The following is a 19,142-nucleotide window of genomic DNA, read 5'->3' as shown; positions in this document are numbered from 1 at the left end:
TAGCAATTTTTTAAAAAAGGAGGTCGGGCACCGAGCGAAATATGTCGAATGGCTTGATGGCTTTGGTAGAGTGCAGGTTGGGATTGAGGTATAATATAATAGGATAGAAAAAGTGAATTGGCGTTTAAAGGAGTTTTACGATTGGGTGATGATAAAATGGAAAAAGATCCGTTTAAGAGGGCATTTAGTGATCTGGAGGAATTGGTAGATAAGATTCGCGATGTCCTGGAATGCCCTGTTACAATAGAAGATGTTAACCATCGCCTGCTGGCCTACAGTACACATGATGACCAGACAGATACCGCGAGAATCGCAACAATCATCAGCAGAAAGGTTCCTGAAAAGGTGATCAATCGTTTATGGAAAGAACGTGTGATTCCTCAGCTGATGCAAAGCGGAGAACCACTTAGAATCCCTGAAATAAAGGAAATAGGGCTGGGAAATCGGGTAGCCATTTCCATACGCAATCATAATGAAGTATTAGGCTACATTTGGGCAGTCGAAGAAGAAGCCCTGTTAACAGAAAGCAAGCTGAACCTGCTAAAGCTTGCTGCAAAGTCTGCAAGGACGGAAATGCTGAGATTAAACGCCCAAAAGAAAAAAAGAGCTGAGGGATACCGGGATTTTTTCTGGGAACTGTTAACCGGCCATTTCCATACTCATGATGAAATCGCAGAAAGATTTGAGGACTTAAGCATTAAACCGCCAACGCCGTTTGCTGTACTTGTCTTTAGGTTTAAAGAAGAAGTTACCTCTAAAATAGAACAAAATATCATTTATCTGATCACGACGAGCCAAAAGGTTCATATAACCTTTCATGCAGCGATGGGAAATGAATTTATTATACTGGCTGCGCCGCCGGAACCTGCTCTTTCCGAAAATGCTTTTATAGACTTCATCCATTTTTTCATTGATCAAATGAAGACACGATTTAACATTGATCATATTAGCGGGGCAACTGGAACAACTTATCAGCACTATGAGAAAGTTGAAAAAAGCTATCAGGAGGCACTGCAGGTCCTGCGTCTTAAAGAACAATTTCCGGAAGAGATCCATCATGTCTATAGCTATCAGCAGCTTGGCATTTTCCGCTATCTTGATGCCATACTCGAAAAGAAACGGCTGGAACCATATGAGCATCCGGCTATCGAAAAGCTTAACAAATACGATCTTGAGCATCGGACCAATCTGCTCACTACTCTGGAAGCCTTCATTGATCATGACAGCAATGTGAATGAAACAGCTAAAAAGCTGCATATCCATATGAATACTTTGAATTATCGCTTAAAGAGGATAACCGATATCGGGGAAGTTGATTTGAAGAATACAAATACAAAACTTTCATTATATCTTGAACTTAAAATCCGGAGAATCGAAAAGAAGAGCCCCCATTTGTAGATTTTCACAAATGGAGGCTCTTTTATTTTACCGATTCAACAATGACAGCGCTTTATTAAAATTATTATACTGTCAATAGTAAATATCATATTTGATAGATTGAAAGGGGATTTTTCCATGATTATTGGAGTACCTAAAGAGATTAAAAATAACGAAAACCGTGTTGCTGCAACACCAGCAAGCGTTGACGCATTAGTAAAAGCCGGACATAAAGTATTTGTAGAAATCGATGCAGGAATTGGAAGCGGTTTCACAAATGAAGATTATACAGAAGTAGGAGCTGTTATCGTAGATACTGCTGCAGAGGCATGGGCTGCTGAAATGGTTATGAAGGTTAAAGAGCCTCTAGCTTCAGAGTATGGTTATTTCCGTGAAGGTTTGGTACTTTTCACATACCTTCACCTTGCAGCAGAGCCAGAGCTTGCAAAAGCATTAACTGAAAAAGGTGTTACAGCTATCGCCTATGAAACAGTAGAAGTAAACCGCACATTGCCTCTTCTTACTCCAATGAGTGAAGTTGCAGGACGCATGTCTGCTCAAATTGGAGCTCAATTCCTCCAGAAGACAAATGGCGGTATGGGTATTCTTCTGGCAGGTGTTCCAGGCGTTTCACGCGGAAAAGTTACCATCATTGGCGGCGGTGTAGTTGGAATCAACGCAGCGAAAATGGCAATCGGGCTTGGCGCACAAGTTACGATTATCGACTTAAGCCCGGAACGTCTGCGCCAGCTTGACGATATCTTCGGAAACAGCATCCAAACTTTAATGTCTAATCCTTTCAACATTGCACAAGCTGTTAAAGATGCTGACCTGGTAATTGGTGCGGTTCTAATCCCAGGAGCTAAAGCGCCTAAGCTTGTAACAGAAGAAATGATTAAGACAATGAAGCCTGGTTCAGTAGTAGTTGACGTGGCGATTGACCAGGGCGGTATTTTTGAAACAGTTGATCACATTACAACTCATGACAACCCAACTTACGATAAGCATGGCGTTGTTCACTATGCTGTTGCGAACATGCCTGGTGCCGTACCAAGAACATCTACAATTGCTCTTACAAACGTTACAATCAACTACGCGCTGCAGATTGCAAACAAAGGCGTTATTAAAGCTATTGAAGACAATGCAGCACTTAAGCTTGGCGTTAACGTTGTAAACGGCAGCATCACATACCCAGCGGTTGCGAAAGATCTTGGCTATGAGTATGTTTCTGTCGAAGATGCATTTGCTAAAGTAAAAGCAGCTAACTAATAGATCTTAAATCCCCTTGGCCAGAGGCTAAGGGGATTTTGTTTTATGCATAGTTGTTTCCGCTTATCTAGTGCTGTCTAGCTCCAGGCGCCATCGTCTCGAGGTCATAAGCTTGTCTAGTTTCGGCTCCTAGGGACTCGAGGTCATAAGCCGTTCCCTTCCAGAAGGAAAAAACCCCTTCTTTCAGGGACCGTCTTATGCTAGTCGTCCCTGGGCAGTCGCCTCAACATTTCTTCAATCCGTCCAAAAGGTTAAAGAACAACCTTTCAGCCGGCTCGTCTTATGCTTGAGGCCCGCAGGATGCGGGTCATGCAGACGTTGCCACAGGACGTGGCGGTTTTAGTCTGCGTTCCTTTTAAAGCGGGTGCCCGCTTTTCTAATGCTGTCTAGCTCCAGCGCCTACCCCCTCGAGGTCACAAGCCAATCCTCCCAAAAAGGCAAAAATCGCCTTTCCGAGAGGCTCATCTTGTGCTTGTCGGGGGTGAGCAAGGCGCTTCCGCTTTTCTAATGTTGTCTAGCTCCAGGCGCCATCGTCTCGAGGTCATAAGCTTGTCTAGTTTCGGCTCCTAGGGACTCGAGGTCATAAGCCGTTCCTTCCAGAAGGAAAAAACCCCTTCTTTCAGGGACCGTCTTATGCTAGTCGTCCCTGGGCAGTCTCCTCAACATTTCTTCAATCCGTCCAAAAGGTTAAAGAACAACCTTTCAGCCGGCTCGTCTTATGCTTGAGGCCCGCAGGATGCGGGTCATGCAGACGTTGCCACAGGACGTGGCGTTTTTAGTCTGCGTTCCTTGTTGAAAAGGGCGCCTTCCGCTTTTCTAGTAGCCCACTCAAAATGAGGACATCTGCATATTAAATAGAGAAGGCATTAAAAATTAAGGAGGTTACCCTGCATGTATTATTATAGAGGCCCATATAGAAACGGGGGCGAAAGGTTCTTCTTTTTAGGAGCTCCTTTTGTCGGCGGCCTGCTCGGCGGTTTCCTGGGAGGAGGGCTGGGAGCAGCATTATTTGCTCCACGTCCTTTTTATGGACCTCCGCCGCCATTCTATGGCCCGCCAGCTGCACCATATGCTCCCTATGGCGGAGGCGGATACCCTGGCTATGGACCATATGGAAACCCTTATTATCGCTAAACATGTAAAGCTCTCTTGATTGAGAGCTTTTTTATTAATGTTTACTTACAACCATCTCAGCTTTAGTGTCAGATCACAGCATTTCTGGGGATCCTCTTTATCCGATTCAAAGTGGAGGCTTAGCCCGTCAGGTGTATAGGACACCTTAGGAATTCGGGATATTCCTGTTGATTTTATCATTTTATCGACTGCATCTTTTTTTGACTGCTGAGCCGCTGACATCAGTTCATAAGAAAACTTTTTTGACTCTGCCATATTTACAAGCAATGTGCTGGCGTCTTTCATGAGGACTTCCATTTTTTTAGCGGAGCTCATGAACATTTGAGGATCGACAGCTGGAAAGGTTCTGTAGAGATGGACAGGATGATAATAAGACTGGCAGGCTTGCGGATAATTCCAGCAGGTTTGAAGCTGAGGGTTGTATCCAGGTTTTGGGTAGCGAAAATAATAATAGGGGTACATCCGGTTCTGCCCCTTTCGATTAATAATCAATGCACGCATTCCCAATATATGAAACGAAGGCTATTCCTATGAGAAAACAAAATGAAAATGCTTTCGCGAATAAATGCGGCTTGCACCCTGCATAGATAAAAAGGGGTTGCAGAAGGTGCATTAGAAAGGCAATTTTAATAAGGCTTGATATAATTAGAAAAGGGGTATAAGAACTGCATGAAGAATATATTAGTGTAATGAATATAAATAAGTGAGCACTGCTTACATAGATGGGAGGCCCCGGATGGAACTGGAACTGGTTTTGGAAATTATTGAGAATAACGGATATTTGGGGCTGTTTCTATGGCTTTGGGTAGGGGTCTTTATTTTTCCTGTGCCGAATGAATTAATCGTGATGACTGTTGGGCTTTCTGCCTCTTTAAAAACACTTCACCCTGTGCTTGCTTTCATTGTCATTTATCTTGGCATCCTGGCTGCATTGTCAACCTGTTATACAATCGGACGTTTGATTGGCCGGCCCTTGCTTAAATACTTCCATAAAAGTAAAAGGATGTCTAAAACCATTAATGCTTCTTTAAAACTAATGGAAAAGTATCATGCCTTTTCCCTCTCTTTCAGTTATTTTGTTCCGGGTATCAGAAATTTCCTCCCTTTCTTATACGGCTTCAGTAAATTGCCATTTAAAAAATTCGCTTTGTTTGCGTACAGCGGCGCACTAATATGGCTGTCTGTGACTTTCACGATTGGCTATGTATTTGGAGATCATATTGATGCCATCATCAAACATGAAAAAGAATTACTGCTTGGCCTTGCAGGCTTTGCATTGCTCCTCCTTATTTTTCGCTTTACCAGAAGAAAGCGGGGGAAGGATCAGGAAAAGCTGCATGATCAGGGGCTGGGACTTTAAAATAAAAAGGCAGCTCCCAGGCTGCCTTTTTTACTTAATACTGATTGCGGTGCTCTACCAGGTCGATGGCTCCAAGTACAATATGAGCGAGCCCGAAACCAACGATGGTATCTGATAACATGTTATTGGTTCTGCGGTTTTGTTTCATTGCATATCCAGCAGCAGTAACAGCGGTGCCGAGAACAGTTGGAATTAATCCTTCGCGAACGCGATTCATGACGGTCACCTCTTTTTTTATGATTGTCCTGCAGGACATAAATAGTTTGATCTTATATAATGAAGTATAGTATGACAACATTTTACATATGGAAAGGGGTTAGGGGAATGGAGTTGAAAGATACTTTAATCGAAACACTCGGAATGGAAATCGTGTCACTTGAAAAAGGCCGTGTAGTTGCTACTATGCCTGTTGATGAACGCACCCGCCAGCCGTTTGGCCTGCTGCATGGAGGGGCATCTGTCGCGCTTGCGGAAACTGTTGCAAGCATAGGAGCATTTGAGCTTTGTGACAAAGAAACGGAATCTGTTGCAGGGCTTGAGATCAATGCCAACCATATACGTGCTAAAAAGGATGGAATTGTGACGGCTGTCGCAACAGTGCTGCATCAGGGAAGAACCACAATGGTATGGGATATAAAAATATCGGATGAAAATAACAAGCTGATTTGCACATCCAGATGCACAATGGCCGTAATAAAAAGGAAATAAAATAAAAAAACCGCAAGAGGATTTCTTGCGGTTTTCCCATTTATTATTGTTCCTTGCTGCCTGCCTTTTTCATATGTGGTGCATCTTTTAAGTCATCCTGTACACTTTTATCCCATAGCTCTACACCAGAGTTATATGCGGCCCGGGCAATTAAATGCCCGGCTACAGGCGAAGTCAGGAAGATGAATATAATTCCGAGCAGCACTCTGGAATTGAAAAAGCCATCTTTAACATAAAAGAACAGCAGGGCTCCGAGGAGTATGGACATAACCCCCAGTGTAGCGGACTTTGATGCCGCATGGTTCCTGGTATAGATATCAGGAAGCCTGATAACACCATACGCTGCGACAAGGCTTAAAAAGGCTCCCAAAATAATCAGCACAATAATGATGATATTAGCGATCTCGTTCATTTTCGATAATAACCCCCTTCTCCAGATATTTAGAGAAGGCTACGGTCCCAATAAATGCAAGAATCCCTATCAGAAGGATAACCTCCACAAACGCACTTGTATTAAGGGCGATAGAAATCAATGCAACAATTGCAACAAGATTTATGCCAATAGCATCAAGTGCAACCACACGGTCTGGTGTGGTCGGCCCTTTAATCACTCTGTAAATCAAACCGATGGTGGCAGCCGAAATGATAAGGATGGCACTTAGAACAATAGTATTCAGCATTAACGGCTCACCTCCAAGATTGCTTTTTCAAACGAGTTCCTGATTGAATCAATGGTTTCCTCTGCATCTTCAATATCAATTGCATGAATGTAAAGAATCTTATTATCGGGGGAAACGTCTACAACCAATGTCCCCGGAGTCAGTGTGATCAAATTCGATAGCACTGTAATTTCCCAGTCCTTTTTCAGAACAGTGGGGTAGGCAAAAATGCCTGGACGCATATCAAGCTTGGGTCTTAACAATACTTTGAGCACACCGATGTTCGCTAAGATAAGCTCTTTGATGAAAAGGAACAAAAGATTGATTACCGCCACAACTCTTAATAGATAAAATCGTGATTCGAAAAATCTTCTGAAAGTAAAGATGATGAGCAGGCCAAAAAGGTATCCTTTAAGGAACGCAACCGGTTCGTATGATCCTGTTAAAAACATCCACATAAACCCAAGGAACACATTTAATAATATTTGAAATGCCATACTCAATACTCCTTTAAAACTGCTTCAATATATATTTCCGGATTTGCAAGAGTTTCAGCAGCCTGTGAGATATACGGATATACATACTCCGAGCCGGCTCCGTAGAAAACGGCAATGACAACAAGGATAACCGGGGCAATCATCATTTTGCCGACAGGTACTTTGTCTTCCCCTTTATAGGCGCGAGGTGTACCCCAAAAGCCATTAATGAAGACTTTCATGATTGAAAACAGCACAAGAAGACTGGACATTAAGACAATCCCTGCTCCCCAGTAATGTTCAGCTTCGAATCCGCCTTTAACAATTAGAAGCTTTCCAACAAATCCGCTTAACGGCGGGATTCCCGCAAGAGCAAGCGCTGCGATGAAAAAGGTCCAGCCCAGACCAGGATAGCGCTTGATCAACCCGCTTATCTTATGCAGGTTGCTTGTACCGGCTATCGCTATAACGATGCCGGCAAGTAAAAATAGAGCCGCCTTAATAATCATATCATGAATCAAATAGAAGATGGACCCGGTAAGGGAATCAGTCGTCATCGCTGATACTCCAAACAAAATTGCCCCTACAGCAATGATGATATTGTAGATGATAATTTTCTTAATATCCCAGTAGGCAATTGCTCCAATGACTCCGGCGATGATCGACATAATCGCCAAAAAGCTCAAGAGCTGATGGGTAAAGCCAGTATCATGATAAAAGAACAACGTATAGGTTCTGGTAATAGAGTAAACTCCGACTTTTGTCAGCAGCGCTCCGAATAAAGCCAAAACAGGAGCAGGCGGTGCATAGTAAGAGCCCGGCATCCAGAAATATAAAGGAAAAATGGCTCCTTTCAATCCAAATACGATTAAAAACAGCACAGCAATCACTGTAATGATTCCTGGGGGATTCCCTTGGCTGGCTTCGCTGATGCGGACGGATATATGCGCCATATTGAGTGTTCCAACAACGGAATAAAGATAGGCCACAGCTATAACAAATAGAGCGGAAGATATAACATTTACCAGGATATATTTAATGGACTCCCTAAGCTGTGCCTTCTTTCCTCCCAGTACAAGCAAAACATAGGAAGCCATCAGCATAACTTCGAAAAATACGAAAAGGTTGAAGATATCTCCTGTTGTAAAGGCACCGTTTACGCCAACAATTAAAAAGTTGAATGCAGCATAATAGTAAAACTTCTCTCTGGCTTCCCCAATGCTCCAAAATGAATAAATCAAGCATAGAAATGCTATTATACTGGTTGTCAGCACCAGCAGAGCTGACATCATGTCAGAAACAAGCGTGATCCCAAACGGAGCCTCCCAGCTTGAAACATCCAGCGTTTGTATCCCGTCAACTCGAACCTTCTGAACCAGCAAGGCGGAAAAAATGATCGCAATCACTGATGAAATGCCTGTAATCCACCTTTGCAGCATAATTCTTTTAGCGGCGAAGATGAGAAGGACACCCGTAACTAAAGGGATCAGGATGGGCAATATTAAAAAGTTAATCATTTCCTTCAGTTCCTCTCATTCGATCCATATTATCAGTGCCAAGCTCCTGGTAGGCACGGTATGCCAGTACAAGGAAAAACGCAGTGACCCCGAAGCTGATTACAATTGCCGTCAGGATAAGAGCCTGGGGAATCGGATCGGTATATGAGGGTGCGTTTTCACCCAGCAGCGGGGCAGCTCCTGTTTTTAAACCGCCCATCGTTAATATCAGCATATGTGCCCCATGACTTAAAAGCCCGGTTCCGACAATAATGCGAAGCAAGCTTTTTGACAGCATAAGATAAGTAGCTGACATGAATAAAATTCCAATTACAAAAGCCATTAATATTTCCATTATTCATCCTCCCCTATCGTTTGAATAATGGTCATCGTAACGCCAACAACAACCAGAAAAACACCCAGGTCAAACAGTGTAGCTGTGTGAAGGGAAGTGTCCCCAAGTACTGGCAAGTCAACATGTCCAAAAGCATGGGTAAGGAAAGGGACATTAAATAGCAATGCTCCCGCCCCTGTACCAATTGCAAAGAGCAGTCCAACTGCAATCATGTGAATATAATTGACAGGAAGAATCTTTGAGACAGTTTTCATGTCAAAAGCCAGCAGCAGCAGCACGATTGCCCCCGATGTCAGCAAACCGCCAACGAATCCGCCGCCCGGTGTATAGTGGCCGGCAAAAAAGATATGGACAGAGAAAAGAACAATGAGAAACAAAACTACTTTCGTAGCGGTCTGCAAAATAATATCATTTGTTTTCATTTTTCTTTCCTCCTTCCAGGCGAAGTTTAATCATAGCGAAAATTCCAAGAGCTGCAATTCCAAGAACCGTAATCTCAAACATGGTATCAAAGCCCCGGAAATCAACAAGAATAACGTTTACCATGTTTTTCCCGGCTGCTTCCTTATACGTATTCTCGACGTAATATTGTGCAATTGAAGGAAACATCTTATTGCTGTGGGCAGATAGGGCAATCATTGTGACAATTGCACCTACCCCGACAGAAATAAGGGCATTCGTCATTTTAAATCTCATCCGCTCCTCATGCCGAAGCTTTGGCAGATGGTAGAAAGCAAGCAGGAATAAAGAAACAGATATAGTCTCGATTACAAGCTGTGTTAATGCAAGGTCAGGCGCCCGGAAAATAACAAAAAATAATGAAACGGTATATCCGACTGCCCCCAGAAGAATGATGGATGTCATTCTGGATTTTACAAAAAGAATGGAAACAGATGCAGCAGCGATGACTAATGCCAGAAGAACCTCCGCATAATGAATGGTGGCCACATCGCTCGTGTCGAATTTAAAAGCATCTTTCAGAACCAGTGTGGCAGCCAAAGCAACAATGAAAAATGAAAAAATATACACAAGATAGGTTCTGATGAATCCGTTCATATATAATCTTGTTAAGTTTAAGGAAGCTCTTTGTGATACTTCCAGCATAGAATCGTAAAAACGATTTAACGCCAATTTTTCAGGGAACCAATTATACACACTTCTCCATTTCGGCAGAGTGACAAAAAGCAGAATTCCTAATGTAATAACACCCAAAGTCATGAACAGCTCAGGTGTAAATCCATGCCAGAAGTATATATGAGTATCATACACATACCCTTCAATAGGCATGATAGCGGCCTGTGCAGGAGAGATGAGTGTATTTGAAATAATATTAGGGAAGAAACCGATAATGATCACGAGTGAAGCCAGGATAATGGGTGATATTAGCATCCCGATTGGAGCTTCGTGCGGTTTCTTTTCTAATTGTTCAGGCTGGAACTTGCCTGTGAACGTTTTAAACACAAGAATCATGCTGTAAATGAACGTGAATACACTTGCTACCCAGGCAAGAACAGGGAATAAGAATCCCCATGTATCCAAATTAAAAATATCCATTTCCAGAACACGGACCATTCCTGTGAAGAACATTTCCTTACTTAAGAACCCATTAAAAGGCGGAAGCCCGGCCATAGAAAATGTGCCGATGATCGCCAAAGTAAAGGTAATCGGCATAAAGTTCATCAAACCGCCAAGCTTGCGGATATCACGGGTTCCGGTTTCATGGTCAACGATTCCAGCTACCATGAATAGGCTTCCTTTAAAGGTGGCATGGTTGATCAAATGAAAGACAGCAGCTGTAGTGGCAACCGTATAAATACTGTCTTCTACTGCTTCGAAGTGAAGTGCTGCAGCGCCAATGCCGAGAAGGGACATGATCATCCCCAGCTGGCTGACCGTTGAGAAAGCCAGGATGGCTTTAAGGTCAGTCTGTTTGACAGCTGAGAAGGAACCCCAAAATAATGTTGTAATGCCAAATCCTGCAATGAGCCAGAGCCAGAGCGAGTGCTCCGCAAATACCGGACTCATACGTGCTACTAAATAAATGCCTGCTTTAACCATTGTTGCCGAATGAAGATATGCACTGACCGGTGTTGGAGCTTCCATGGCATCCGGCAGCCAGATGTGAAATGGAAATTGTGCAGACTTGGTAAAAGCTCCAAGCAAAATGCAAAGCAAAGCAGGAACGAATAATGCGTGTGAAAATATCTCATCTGATTGAGCAATAATTTCGGAAATACTGAAAGTACCAGTCATTATATAAAGAAGTATGATGCCTCCAAGCATAGAAAGACCGCCGAAAACCGTGATGATCATCGACTTCTGTGCACCATATCTTGATTTCTCTCTGTGGTACCAGTACCCGATTAGCAGGAATGAAGAAAAGCTCGTAAATTCCCAGAAAGTATAAAGCACAATCAAGTTATCCGAGAGGACAACTCCAAGCATAGCCCCCATAAATAGAAGCAAGTAAACATAGAAGGTGTTCAGTTTTTCTTTGTTTTTATCCAAATAATAGATGGAATACAGAACAACCAATGCCCCTATTCCGGTAATCAGCAAAGCAAAAAGCAAACCAAGACCGTCTACTTTAGCCGTGAAATCGATTCCAAGAGTGGGAATCCATGAAAAAGATTTTGTGACGGATTGCTGATTGGAGGTGATGGATAAATAAGAGATAAAATAACTGAATAAAAGGATTGGCAGAGGAAGTACGAACCAACCCGTATGTATCTGCCTAAACAGCTTGTACACAATAGGCACAAGGATGGCAAGCAAAAATGGTGAAATTATTGCCAGGTGAAGCAAAGACAAAACATTACCCCCTTTAAATTAATTGTGTGTTACTCAACAAAGGATCCTATTATGCAGCTTGATGAAGCGGCTATATGGCATCTAACAGTTCAGCATATTTGGAAAACTGTATTTTTCTTCCGCAGCATGTATAAAACTTTTTCTGCTATATGTAAAGCGCTTAATAAAAGTTTTTCCACCTTCCCCCATATTATCCAGCCAGGGCAGGCGTGACAGGCGTGCCATATTCATCATTACTATCCGCTCATGCACCTCTGAACAAATTATAACCTAAAAATAAAGTCTGTGCATTCTTCAAACCCTTATCAGTAAAGGATTTATCCATTCTTATTAAATAGGTAGAAACACGAACTAATCAGGAAAAATTTTTTTGAAAAAATTTCACTAAAAGCAGCCTTTTTGTATAAAAAATCATTAATCTACGCACACTACTCTTAGGTGGTGTTGTGCATGATTAAGCATAAAATTTCAGCAGCCATTACAATCTTTGCCCTGTTGTTTGCAGGCGCCTGGATATTGGACCACCAAACCAAAAGGGAATTCTATACTCCCTCAGACGAAGAAGAAGTGGTCGAATTATTACCGGCAAATTACAAAATGGAAGCTGAAAATAAACAAAAGATGAAGGTATTTGAACCGAGAGAATATGTGAGGATACAGACAGCTTTATAAGAAAGGCGGAAATCGCCTTGCCAGTTCCGACACCTGGAAGGGGGAAACGCTCCTCCAAAAAGCTTGGAGAAACGTTCCTTGCGAAGCCAGACAACAAGAAGAGGATGAGATATGGCTCATCCTCTCTTACTGCTGTATTAAAATTTGCTTCGGCCGCGGTTATGAAAAATCATGATGAAAAGCGGGACCGTAACGATGAAGGAAATTAAGAATAATAACATAAGTTTGGAGAAGGGCGTAATATTTTTCTCAATATTATCCGCATACAATTCAAAAAAATCCCTTATTGATTCATTGCCGAGCACATTGGATGCTGTAAGGAATTTATTTTTATCAAAATCATAGTAAAAGAAATCTTTCTTCTTAAAAATAAATAAGTCATCTCTTTTTTGTTCTAATTCCAAAAAAACAATTCCGATGTGAGATGAATACTCTTCAATTTCCTCCTCGTTTTCTGATGTTTTCGGGTCATCAGGTGCAGCAACCTTTGTTACTTGCCCCTGCATGCCGTATGCATCAATGACCGAAAAGGAATCTTCGCTGTAATAATGGACTGTGCTGCGAAGATGTTCTTCAATTATGTCCTCGAACTCTTTTTCAGCAGCAGCAGCTTTCGCAGGCATAATGTACTGAACTGACAGCAAGACGGCAAACAAAAAACAGCATATTCCTTTTTTCATTTCCTGCCCCCTTCTCTCTATTAAGATTTACTAGAATATGGTTTATGTCTATGCCGGGAAACACTGAAATATACAGATGGGATATGCTGTTGTAAAAATTATGAAAATAACAGATAATAGATAGCTAGAGTAAAGAAAGCCGCATATGGATGGGGAAAAATGAAAAATACATATCTGACGAGTTATTTTCCGCTCTTGGCGATAATTTTGTTTAGTACATCTCTGGCATTAAAAACCCAGATGGAACTAGTTTATTTTCTGAAAAAATCAGGAATTTACCAGGGGATGCTGGAGTTCTTTTCAGAAGGTGGCGTAAATTTGTCACTGACGGTTCTCCTCCTGGCCATTTTTTTTATGGTGTTTGCCGCCCTGAAATTGGTTGCAGATACGATAAACGGACTTTCACTTCTATTTTTTTCAAAAGATCTGGAAGGGGAAAGTCTGACAAAGGCAAGGAAAGGTTCAGCCATCTATTTTATTGGAGGTGCCTTGTCACTTCTGAGTTTGTTCAGTTATGCCGGAATTGGCATCCTCTTTGCGGCCGCTACCTTTATTTATTTCAGTTATTTTGTTTATAAAGCCAGTTCTTCATTGACTGCAGCCGGCATCGCTGGTGTGATTTTTTTTCAGGTTATGGTCTGGTCTTCTCTTTTAACAGGTATACTCTATCTTTCTTTGAAAATATACAACAGCATCCTGGCCAGTTTGCCGATATAGTAAAAGGAGGCCGCTGTAAAGGGCCTCCTTTTAGGGTAAACCAATCATTTTAATCAGACATTATATCCTTCCAAATCAGCAGCTGGGGAGAATCCGATTCGATAGCAGCCAGACTGCCGGGCCGATCTTTTCCGACCCAGACACCTGCTGTGTACTTGCCAGTTAAGCCTACGAACCAGAAATCATAATAGCCATTAGTGGTTCCTGTTTTGCCGCCGGCATAGCCATCTGGCAGGCGTGCTTTCCGGGCTGTGCCGGATTGAACGGTCCTGGCCATTAAATCCCTCACTTTTTCTATCGTTTTTTCGCTCCAAATCTGCGTTTGTAAATCCGCCCAGCTATAAAGCAAATTTCCTTTCAGATCAGTGACTTTACGGATGGATCTTGCCGGCCGGTAAAAACCATCATTTGCAAACACAGTAAATGCTGATGTGAGCTCAAGCGGTGTCATTCCGTATGTGAAACCGCCTATAGCTGCAGACAGGGCATGATCTTTCTCTGAAACCTGTTTAAAACCAAATTTATCTAAATCACGAAAACCATTTTCAATTCCTATTTCGTCCAGCAGTTTTACTGCAGGTGTATTATACGAATAGATAAAGGCTTTTTCGAGTGTTGTCACTCCATATTTGGCACCGCCATAATTCTGGGGGCAATACCCATTTTTGCAGAAAGGTCCAGCATTCACTCGATCATGAATAGCTGCGCTGGTGTGCTCAATGTATGGTGCATAAACAAGCAACGGCTTAATAGCGGAACCGGGCTGCCTGTATGCCTGAAAAGCTCTATTAAAGTCGTATTTCTTATAATTCTTTCCGCCTGCAAGCGCTGTAATCTCATATGTTCCATTATCGATTACGGCTGCTGCACCTTCCACATCCTTGTAGGGGAGACGCTTATTAAGGGAATTTGCAGCCTTTTCCTGAAGGGCAGGATTCAGGGCAGTTTCAATGATTATGCCTTGTTGCATTATTTGGGATATTCTCTTTTCAAGCTGGGCGCTCAATGATGCTGTTTCCTGTTCACCTGCTTTAAGAAGCTTATCCTGATAGCCTTCTTGAACTGATATCAATTCCCGCAGCTCCGCTTCCACATATGAATTATAATCCGGATATAAATCTATTCTTTGTTTGACCTGAAGCTGAATCCGTTCACTTTTTATCGTCTCAGCTTCCTTAGAGGAAATCAGCTGTTCTTCAGTTAATTGATCAATCAGCCGCTCCTGTCTTTCTTTTGTATGGCCAAAGTGTTTCATTGGATCATATAAGGATGGATTGTTTGGGATGGCAGCCAAAAAAGCTTCTTGAGCTTTGGTCAGGTCTTTGGCGCTTTTATTAAAATAGAGCTGGGATGCAGCCTCAATTCCGTAAGCTCCATTATGGAAATAAATTGCATTAATATACAATTCCAGAATTTTTTCTTTGGATAATTTCCGCTCCAGTTCATATGCATATAGGAGTTCACTGAGTTTGCGGTTATAGGTTTGTTCATGATTCAGAAAAATATTGCGCGCCAGCTGCTGGGTAATGGTGCTGGCCCCCTGTTCAATATCATCCGATTGGATGTTGACGGCCAGGGCACGTCCAATGGCAGCAGCATCGAATCCGGCATGATAAAAAAAATGCTGGTCTTCAGCTGTGATAAATACATCCTTAAGAAAAGGGGAAATGTCACCTGACGATAGGCTGATTCTGTTTACCGGATGATATATTTCAGAGATTACCTTGCCACTGCCTGCTTTAATATAACTTGTCTGGGGCAGGCTGACTTCTTTTAATTCAAGCCTTTCATCCAGCAGCTCATGAAATCCCTGGACTTTTTGCGATTCAGCAGAGACAGCAAATACAAGTAAAGAAAAAATAGGAAGCAAAAGAATGATAATCATAAATCCAGACCAGGTACGCAAAGGAATCCGCCTCCGTTATGTTAAACTTCTATCCTATTTTTCGGCTTTTTTTCTGAGGAGTTAAGCTTTTTTAAAAGAAGGCAGACACTGCTGAAAAATTCCAGCTTAAATGCAATTTACTCAGAAAATTGAGATATTTCATGCTATAATATAAGAAATTATGTGCGTAAATTTTCAATGGAAAGCAGGTGAAAACATGGGGGAGGAACACCAATACCTATTTATTGATTTTGAATTTACCATGCCCGAGAAAGGCAGTGCATTCAGAGGGTTTTTTCCGGAAATTATCGAAGCGGGAATTGTATCAGTCATCAGCAATCAAGTTTGTGAAGAGTTCTCTTCATATGTAACTCCTGTCCGGTTTCCGAAATTGTCCGAGCGCTGCAAATCCTTTCTGCATATAACACAGGAACAGGTAGACCAGGGCATCGATTTTCTTGAGCTGGTGAAAAAAATGATAGATATGAACAGGAACCGTCCATGCACGATCGTTACGTGGGGAAATATGGATATGAAGGTGCTTAGGAATAATTGCAGCCAGGCTGGAGTTGATTTTCCGTTCAGAGGCAGGGAAGTGGATCTTTCGATGGAATATAAACGGTTTTTTGGGGACCAAAACCAGACAGGATTATGGAAAGCCGTTCAGGAATACGGCAAGGAAGGAACAGGAAAACATCACCGGGCTTTAGATGATGCCTTAACAACTTACAATATTTTCAGATTGGTAGAAAAAGATAAGAAATATCTGCAGAAGCCGGAACCTACTACAATTGGAGATCGGGTGGACTTCTCGAAGCTGTTTAATAAATTTGCCTGACAAGCCAAATCCATCAAAACGATTTGGCTTGTTTTCATTTTACTTAAAATAATCCTTTTCCAATGAGTCAAGATTCCTTATGCTTTGTTCTGCCCAGGGAGAAGAATCTCCTTCCAGCTCCGTTCTCAATTTATCCAAAGCTATTTGCAGCGAATCCTTATAATCCGGCATTTCTTCTTCAAATGGCTTTACCATTTGCTTAGGCACATTCGTTTGCTCTCTGTATGCAAGCGCGCGGCGCTCATGGAAAAGCATTACGTCCGCCTCCTTAGGATTATGCAAATCGCCCTGCATTGGGTGCTTTAAGACCGCCAGCACTCTCACCAGGTAATGCTGTGGCCGGACATCTGTAACTTCCCCGATATATTTGCCTGTTTTATAGATGGCTGTTACTTTGTCGCCAATCTTTACTTCTGTCAACCTAACCTCTCCCTTTCGTTTTTCTTTAGCCCTATTATGAAGCTTGAAAAAACAAAGTGCAAATTTTCAATAAATCAGGTAAGCTAAAAAATGATTAGTTTTTTCATAGGAGGATGAGAAAATGAAATGGCATTTTTTAACTCCGATTCTTTTTCTGATGCTAATCCTGTCAGCTTGCGGGACAAGCACTGAAAAAGAAGCGGACAAGGCAAATGGCTCTGATGCTGAAGAAAGCCAGACAAATAACCAGGCAAGTGAAGAAGCACCGGACAGCTTTCCGCAATTAACAGGAGAAGCCGAGGGAAATGAAAGACTAGTGGAAATGCAGACATCGAAAGGGAATATTAAAATTAAACTTTTCCCGGATCAGGCTCCCAAAGCCGTTGAAAATTTCATTAAGCATAGTGAAGATGGCTATTACGACGGCTTGATTTTTCACCGGGTCATTCAGGACTTTATGATTCAGGGCGGTGACCCCGAGGGAACCGGCATGGGCGGAGAAAGCATTTACGGTGAAGCATTTGAGGATGAATTCTCTAATGAGCTATATAATATCCGCGGAGCTTTATCCATGGCGAACTCTGGTCCCAATACTAACGGAAGCCAATTCTTTATTGTTCAGAACACAACGCTTGATCCAAGCTTGAAAGAGCAAATGGAAAAGGCCGGTTATCCGGAAGAAATTATCAAAGCTTATGAAAAAGGCGGTACACCTTGGCTTGACAATAAGCACACCGTTTTTGGACAGGTTGTTGAGGGAATGGATGTAGTCGACAGCATCGCAGCAGTTAAAACTGCCGAACAGGACAAGCCTGCGGAAGATGTGGTCATTGAAAAGATCGAGGTTTTAAAATAAGGTTTTAAACATTGGACTGTGTATTCATTGCTGATATAATAATTCGGGTGGACACTGCTTTTAGCAGAAAGGATTGATTAGGTTGTTGCAATGGTATGTACTGTCGCTGTTTCTATATTTTCCGGAAGATAAGTCAGAATATGGCCCAGCAGCTGTAACGTTTGCCATCTTTTTAGTTGCGGCCATTCTTACGATGAGATTAATTATCCGTGTATCAAAGCGCGAAGCAGCCAAAGCGAAAGAGCTTGAAGAGCGCATCGATAGGCAAAATAGACAAGGAGGGAACAGCTGATCGGCTGTTCTTCTTTTTTGTTTATTGATTATATGATTGGGCAACACTAAAGACAAAATGTCTTGATGGAGGATTCAATCATGAGAAAAGCGTTAATGCTTGGTTTTGTTCTTCTTCTGTCCGGCTGCGGAGAAGAGAATATTACAAATACGGAAGTTGAAATGTTTAATGCTGCAGGTGATTCATTAGGAATCATTAAGGTGCAGGAACAGGCGAGCGGAGTAAAATTGAGTGGGGATCTGAGCGGACTGCCGCCGGGGGAACTCGCCATACATATCCATGAAGAAGCAAAATGCGAACCCCCTGACTTTAAATCGGCAGGAAATCATTTCAATCCTGACAATAAGGACCATGGGCTTCTTCACCCGAAAGGCTCACATGCGGGTGATCTTCCCAACCTGATTGTTGAGGATGACGGCAAGGTTAAGATTGACTTTATGGCGCCCCAGGTCACATTAAAAGAAGACAAAAATTCTTTGCTCACAAAGGAAGGGACCTCCATTGTCATCCATGAAGGGCCAGATGATGGCATGACTCAGCCGGCAGGAGATTCAGGAGAACGCATTGCCTGCGGCCGTATTTCAAAAGATAAAGAAGAAGAAGGGCAGAAAAAAGCGCAGGACGATCAATCAACAGAAGAATAAGTAATTGAAGGCTTTCCTGGAATGGAGAGCCTTTATCACTGGGAATTTTTCCGTACGATCCGTATAATGGAGTTAAACCTTATAATGGAGGTTGGTTAAATGGGAATTTTCGATGGTTTTATCGGCAATGCATCTGAAGCGGACATTAATGAGGTTCAGGAGGAATTTGCAGCAGTCCTTGCCCCGAGTGAACAGGTTGAAAAAGCATACAGGCTCGTCCGCGATTTATTCATTTTTACAAACAAGCGCCTGATTCTGGTGGATAAGCAAGGAATCACAGGGAAAAAAATCGAGTATCATTCCATCCCATACAAAAACATCACCCACTTCAGCATTGAAACTGCAGGCAGCTTCGATCTGGAGGCCGAATTAAAAATTTGGATCTCAGGATCAGACGAACCAATAGAAAAGCATTTTAATAAAAACTTGAACATATACGAAGTGCAGAGCGTGCTTGCTGAATATGTACTATAAATCCCCTTGCTATTAAAGC

At 42.3% G+C, this 19,142-nt stretch carries 24 protein-coding genes; 12 read left to right on the top strand and 12 right to left on the bottom strand.

Features of this window, described 5'->3' with window-relative positions; translation table 11 throughout:
* Positions 1-141: 141 nt before the first annotated feature.
* The 3 genes from ACXAD1_RS20615 to ACXAD1_RS20605 all read left to right on the top strand — a co-directional run bounded on the left by ACXAD1_RS20615 (position 142) and on the right by ACXAD1_RS20605 (position 3,780).
* The gene (locus ACXAD1_RS20615) at positions 142-1,398 is read left to right on the top strand and encodes a PucR family transcriptional regulator (RefSeq protein ID WP_474910864.1); all 1,257 of its coding nucleotides are present in this window, start codon (positions 142-144) and stop codon (positions 1,396-1,398) included.
* Between the two features lie 117 nt (positions 1,399-1,515).
* Positions 1,516-2,646, top strand: a complete 1,131-nt coding sequence (ald, locus tag ACXAD1_RS20610; RefSeq protein ID WP_206840353.1) for an alanine dehydrogenase — start codon at positions 1,516-1,518, stop codon at positions 2,644-2,646.
* Positions 2,647-3,537: 891 nt separating this feature from the next.
* Positions 3,538-3,780, top strand: coding sequence for a hypothetical protein (locus ACXAD1_RS20605; RefSeq protein ID WP_019380049.1), 243 nt, complete (start codon positions 3,538-3,540; stop codon positions 3,778-3,780).
* Positions 3,781-3,825: 45 nt separating this feature from the next.
* On the opposite strand, the gene ACXAD1_RS20600 is transcribed toward ACXAD1_RS20605, so the two are convergent.
* Positions 3,826-4,242, bottom strand: coding sequence for a YuzC family spore coat inner layer protein (locus ACXAD1_RS20600; RefSeq protein WP_206840356.1), 417 nt, complete (start codon positions 4,240-4,242; stop codon positions 3,826-3,828).
* Positions 4,243-4,516: 274 nt separating this feature from the next.
* On the opposite strand from ACXAD1_RS20600, the gene ACXAD1_RS20595 reads away from it, so the two are divergent.
* Positions 4,517-5,140: a DedA family protein gene (locus tag ACXAD1_RS20595; RefSeq protein ID WP_370224481.1), complete on the top strand. Its 624-nt coding sequence runs from the start codon at positions 4,517-4,519 to the stop codon at positions 5,138-5,140.
* 34 nt (positions 5,141-5,174) lie between these two features.
* Here ACXAD1_RS20595 and ACXAD1_RS20590 read toward each other — a convergent pair whose 3' ends face one another.
* Positions 5,175-5,357: a hypothetical protein gene (locus ACXAD1_RS20590; protein ID WP_009331661.1), complete on the bottom strand. Its 183-nt coding sequence runs from the start codon at positions 5,355-5,357 to the stop codon at positions 5,175-5,177.
* Between the two features lie 107 nt (positions 5,358-5,464).
* Here ACXAD1_RS20590 and ACXAD1_RS20585 point away from each other — a divergent pair, with 107 nt between their 5' ends.
* Complete coding sequence (locus tag ACXAD1_RS20585) at positions 5,465-5,848, top strand: hotdog fold thioesterase (RefSeq protein WP_206840359.1); 384 nt, start codon at positions 5,465-5,467, stop codon at positions 5,846-5,848.
* Positions 5,849-5,891: 43 nt separating this feature from the next.
* On the opposite strand, the gene mnhG is transcribed toward ACXAD1_RS20585, so the two are convergent.
* Genes mnhG through ACXAD1_RS20550 form a run of 7 tightly spaced genes read right to left on the bottom strand, consistent with a single transcriptional unit; the run spans position 5,892 to position 11,645 of the window.
* Positions 5,892-6,260, bottom strand: coding sequence for a monovalent cation/H(+) antiporter subunit G (gene mnhG / locus ACXAD1_RS20580; protein WP_258744519.1), 369 nt, complete (start codon positions 6,258-6,260; stop codon positions 5,892-5,894).
* Positions 6,244-6,528, bottom strand: coding sequence for a Na(+)/H(+) antiporter subunit F1 (locus tag ACXAD1_RS20575; protein WP_009331658.1), 285 nt, complete (start codon positions 6,526-6,528; stop codon positions 6,244-6,246). The genes mnhG and ACXAD1_RS20575 overlap by 17 nt, the downstream gene beginning before the upstream one ends.
* A complete protein-coding gene (locus tag ACXAD1_RS20570; RefSeq protein ID WP_258744518.1) occupies positions 6,528-7,004 on the bottom strand; it encodes a Na+/H+ antiporter subunit E in 477 nt (158 codons plus the stop codon). Before ACXAD1_RS20570 ends, ACXAD1_RS20575 begins: the two co-directional genes overlap by 1 nt.
* 2 nt (positions 7,005-7,006) lie before the next feature.
* Positions 7,007-8,500, bottom strand: a complete 1,494-nt coding sequence (locus ACXAD1_RS20565; protein WP_474910863.1) for a Na+/H+ antiporter subunit D — start codon at positions 8,498-8,500, stop codon at positions 7,007-7,009.
* Positions 8,493-8,834 carry a Na(+)/H(+) antiporter subunit C gene (locus ACXAD1_RS20560; RefSeq protein WP_206840367.1) on the bottom strand — a complete coding sequence of 114 codons (342 nt, stop codon included), beginning with the start codon at positions 8,832-8,834 and terminating at the stop codon, positions 8,493-8,495. Before ACXAD1_RS20560 ends, ACXAD1_RS20565 begins: the two co-directional genes overlap by 8 nt.
* Positions 8,834-9,256, bottom strand: a complete 423-nt coding sequence (locus tag ACXAD1_RS20555) for a Na(+)/H(+) antiporter subunit B (protein WP_206840368.1) — start codon at positions 9,254-9,256, stop codon at positions 8,834-8,836. Before ACXAD1_RS20555 ends, ACXAD1_RS20560 begins: the two co-directional genes overlap by 1 nt.
* Positions 9,243-11,645 (bottom strand): Na+/H+ antiporter subunit A, encoded by a 2,403-nt coding sequence (locus ACXAD1_RS20550; RefSeq protein ID WP_474910862.1) that lies wholly within the window; start codon positions 11,643-11,645, stop codon positions 9,243-9,245. Before ACXAD1_RS20550 ends, ACXAD1_RS20555 begins: the two co-directional genes overlap by 14 nt.
* A 450-nt stretch (positions 11,646-12,095) precedes the next feature.
* Here ACXAD1_RS20550 and ACXAD1_RS20545 point away from each other — a divergent pair, with 450 nt between their 5' ends.
* Positions 12,096-12,317 carry a hypothetical protein gene (locus ACXAD1_RS20545; RefSeq protein WP_474910861.1) on the top strand — a complete coding sequence of 74 codons (222 nt, stop codon included), beginning with the start codon at positions 12,096-12,098 and terminating at the stop codon, positions 12,315-12,317.
* A gap of 137 nt (positions 12,318-12,454) precedes the next feature.
* On the opposite strand, the gene ACXAD1_RS20540 is transcribed toward ACXAD1_RS20545, so the two are convergent.
* Positions 12,455-12,997, bottom strand: coding sequence for a hypothetical protein (locus ACXAD1_RS20540; RefSeq protein ID WP_474910860.1), 543 nt, complete (start codon positions 12,995-12,997; stop codon positions 12,455-12,457).
* Between the two features lie 159 nt (positions 12,998-13,156).
* On the opposite strand from ACXAD1_RS20540, the gene ACXAD1_RS20535 reads away from it, so the two are divergent.
* Positions 13,157-13,714, top strand: a complete 558-nt coding sequence (locus ACXAD1_RS20535; RefSeq protein WP_206840378.1) for a DUF5366 family protein — start codon at positions 13,157-13,159, stop codon at positions 13,712-13,714.
* A gap of 49 nt (positions 13,715-13,763) precedes the next feature.
* Here the strand turns inward: ACXAD1_RS20535 and ACXAD1_RS20530 are convergent, their stop codons facing one another.
* On the bottom strand, positions 13,764-15,620 hold the full coding sequence (locus ACXAD1_RS20530; protein WP_474910859.1) for a transglycosylase domain-containing protein: 1,857 nt from the start codon (positions 15,618-15,620) through the stop codon (positions 13,764-13,766).
* Between the two features lie 196 nt (positions 15,621-15,816).
* Between ACXAD1_RS20530 and kapD the strand changes: the two genes are divergently transcribed.
* The gene (kapD, locus tag ACXAD1_RS20525) at positions 15,817-16,437 is read left to right on the top strand and encodes a 3'-5' exonuclease KapD (RefSeq protein ID WP_370223053.1); all 621 of its coding nucleotides are present in this window, start codon (positions 15,817-15,819) and stop codon (positions 16,435-16,437) included.
* 39 nt (positions 16,438-16,476) lie between these two features.
* On the opposite strand, the gene kapB is transcribed toward kapD, so the two are convergent.
* Positions 16,477-16,857, bottom strand: coding sequence for a kinase-associated lipoprotein KapB (kapB, locus tag ACXAD1_RS20520; protein WP_206840384.1), 381 nt, complete (start codon positions 16,855-16,857; stop codon positions 16,477-16,479).
* A gap of 121 nt (positions 16,858-16,978) precedes the next feature.
* Here kapB and ACXAD1_RS20515 point away from each other — a divergent pair, with 121 nt between their 5' ends.
* The 4 genes from ACXAD1_RS20515 (at position 16,979) to ACXAD1_RS20500 (ending at position 19,123) form a co-directional block, all read left to right on the top strand.
* Positions 16,979-17,713 (top strand): peptidylprolyl isomerase, encoded by a 735-nt coding sequence (locus ACXAD1_RS20515; RefSeq protein ID WP_474910858.1) that lies wholly within the window; start codon positions 16,979-16,981, stop codon positions 17,711-17,713.
* An 82-nt stretch (positions 17,714-17,795) separates the two neighbouring features.
* Positions 17,796-18,005: a hypothetical protein gene (locus tag ACXAD1_RS20510; protein ID WP_009331645.1), complete on the top strand. Its 210-nt coding sequence runs from the start codon at positions 17,796-17,798 to the stop codon at positions 18,003-18,005.
* 80 nt (positions 18,006-18,085) lie between these two features.
* Positions 18,086-18,649 (top strand): superoxide dismutase family protein, encoded by a 564-nt coding sequence (locus ACXAD1_RS20505; RefSeq protein ID WP_206840386.1) that lies wholly within the window; start codon positions 18,086-18,088, stop codon positions 18,647-18,649.
* 99 nt (positions 18,650-18,748) lie between these two features.
* Complete coding sequence (locus ACXAD1_RS20500) at positions 18,749-19,123, top strand: PH domain-containing protein (RefSeq protein ID WP_206840387.1); 375 nt, start codon at positions 18,749-18,751, stop codon at positions 19,121-19,123.
* Positions 19,124-19,142: the final 19 nt, after the last annotated feature.

The organism is Cytobacillus sp. ABV4_503 (assembly GCF_056158445.1).
Note: the sequence above shows the minus strand (reverse complement) of the source record. Positions and strands in the feature narration are given on the sequence as shown.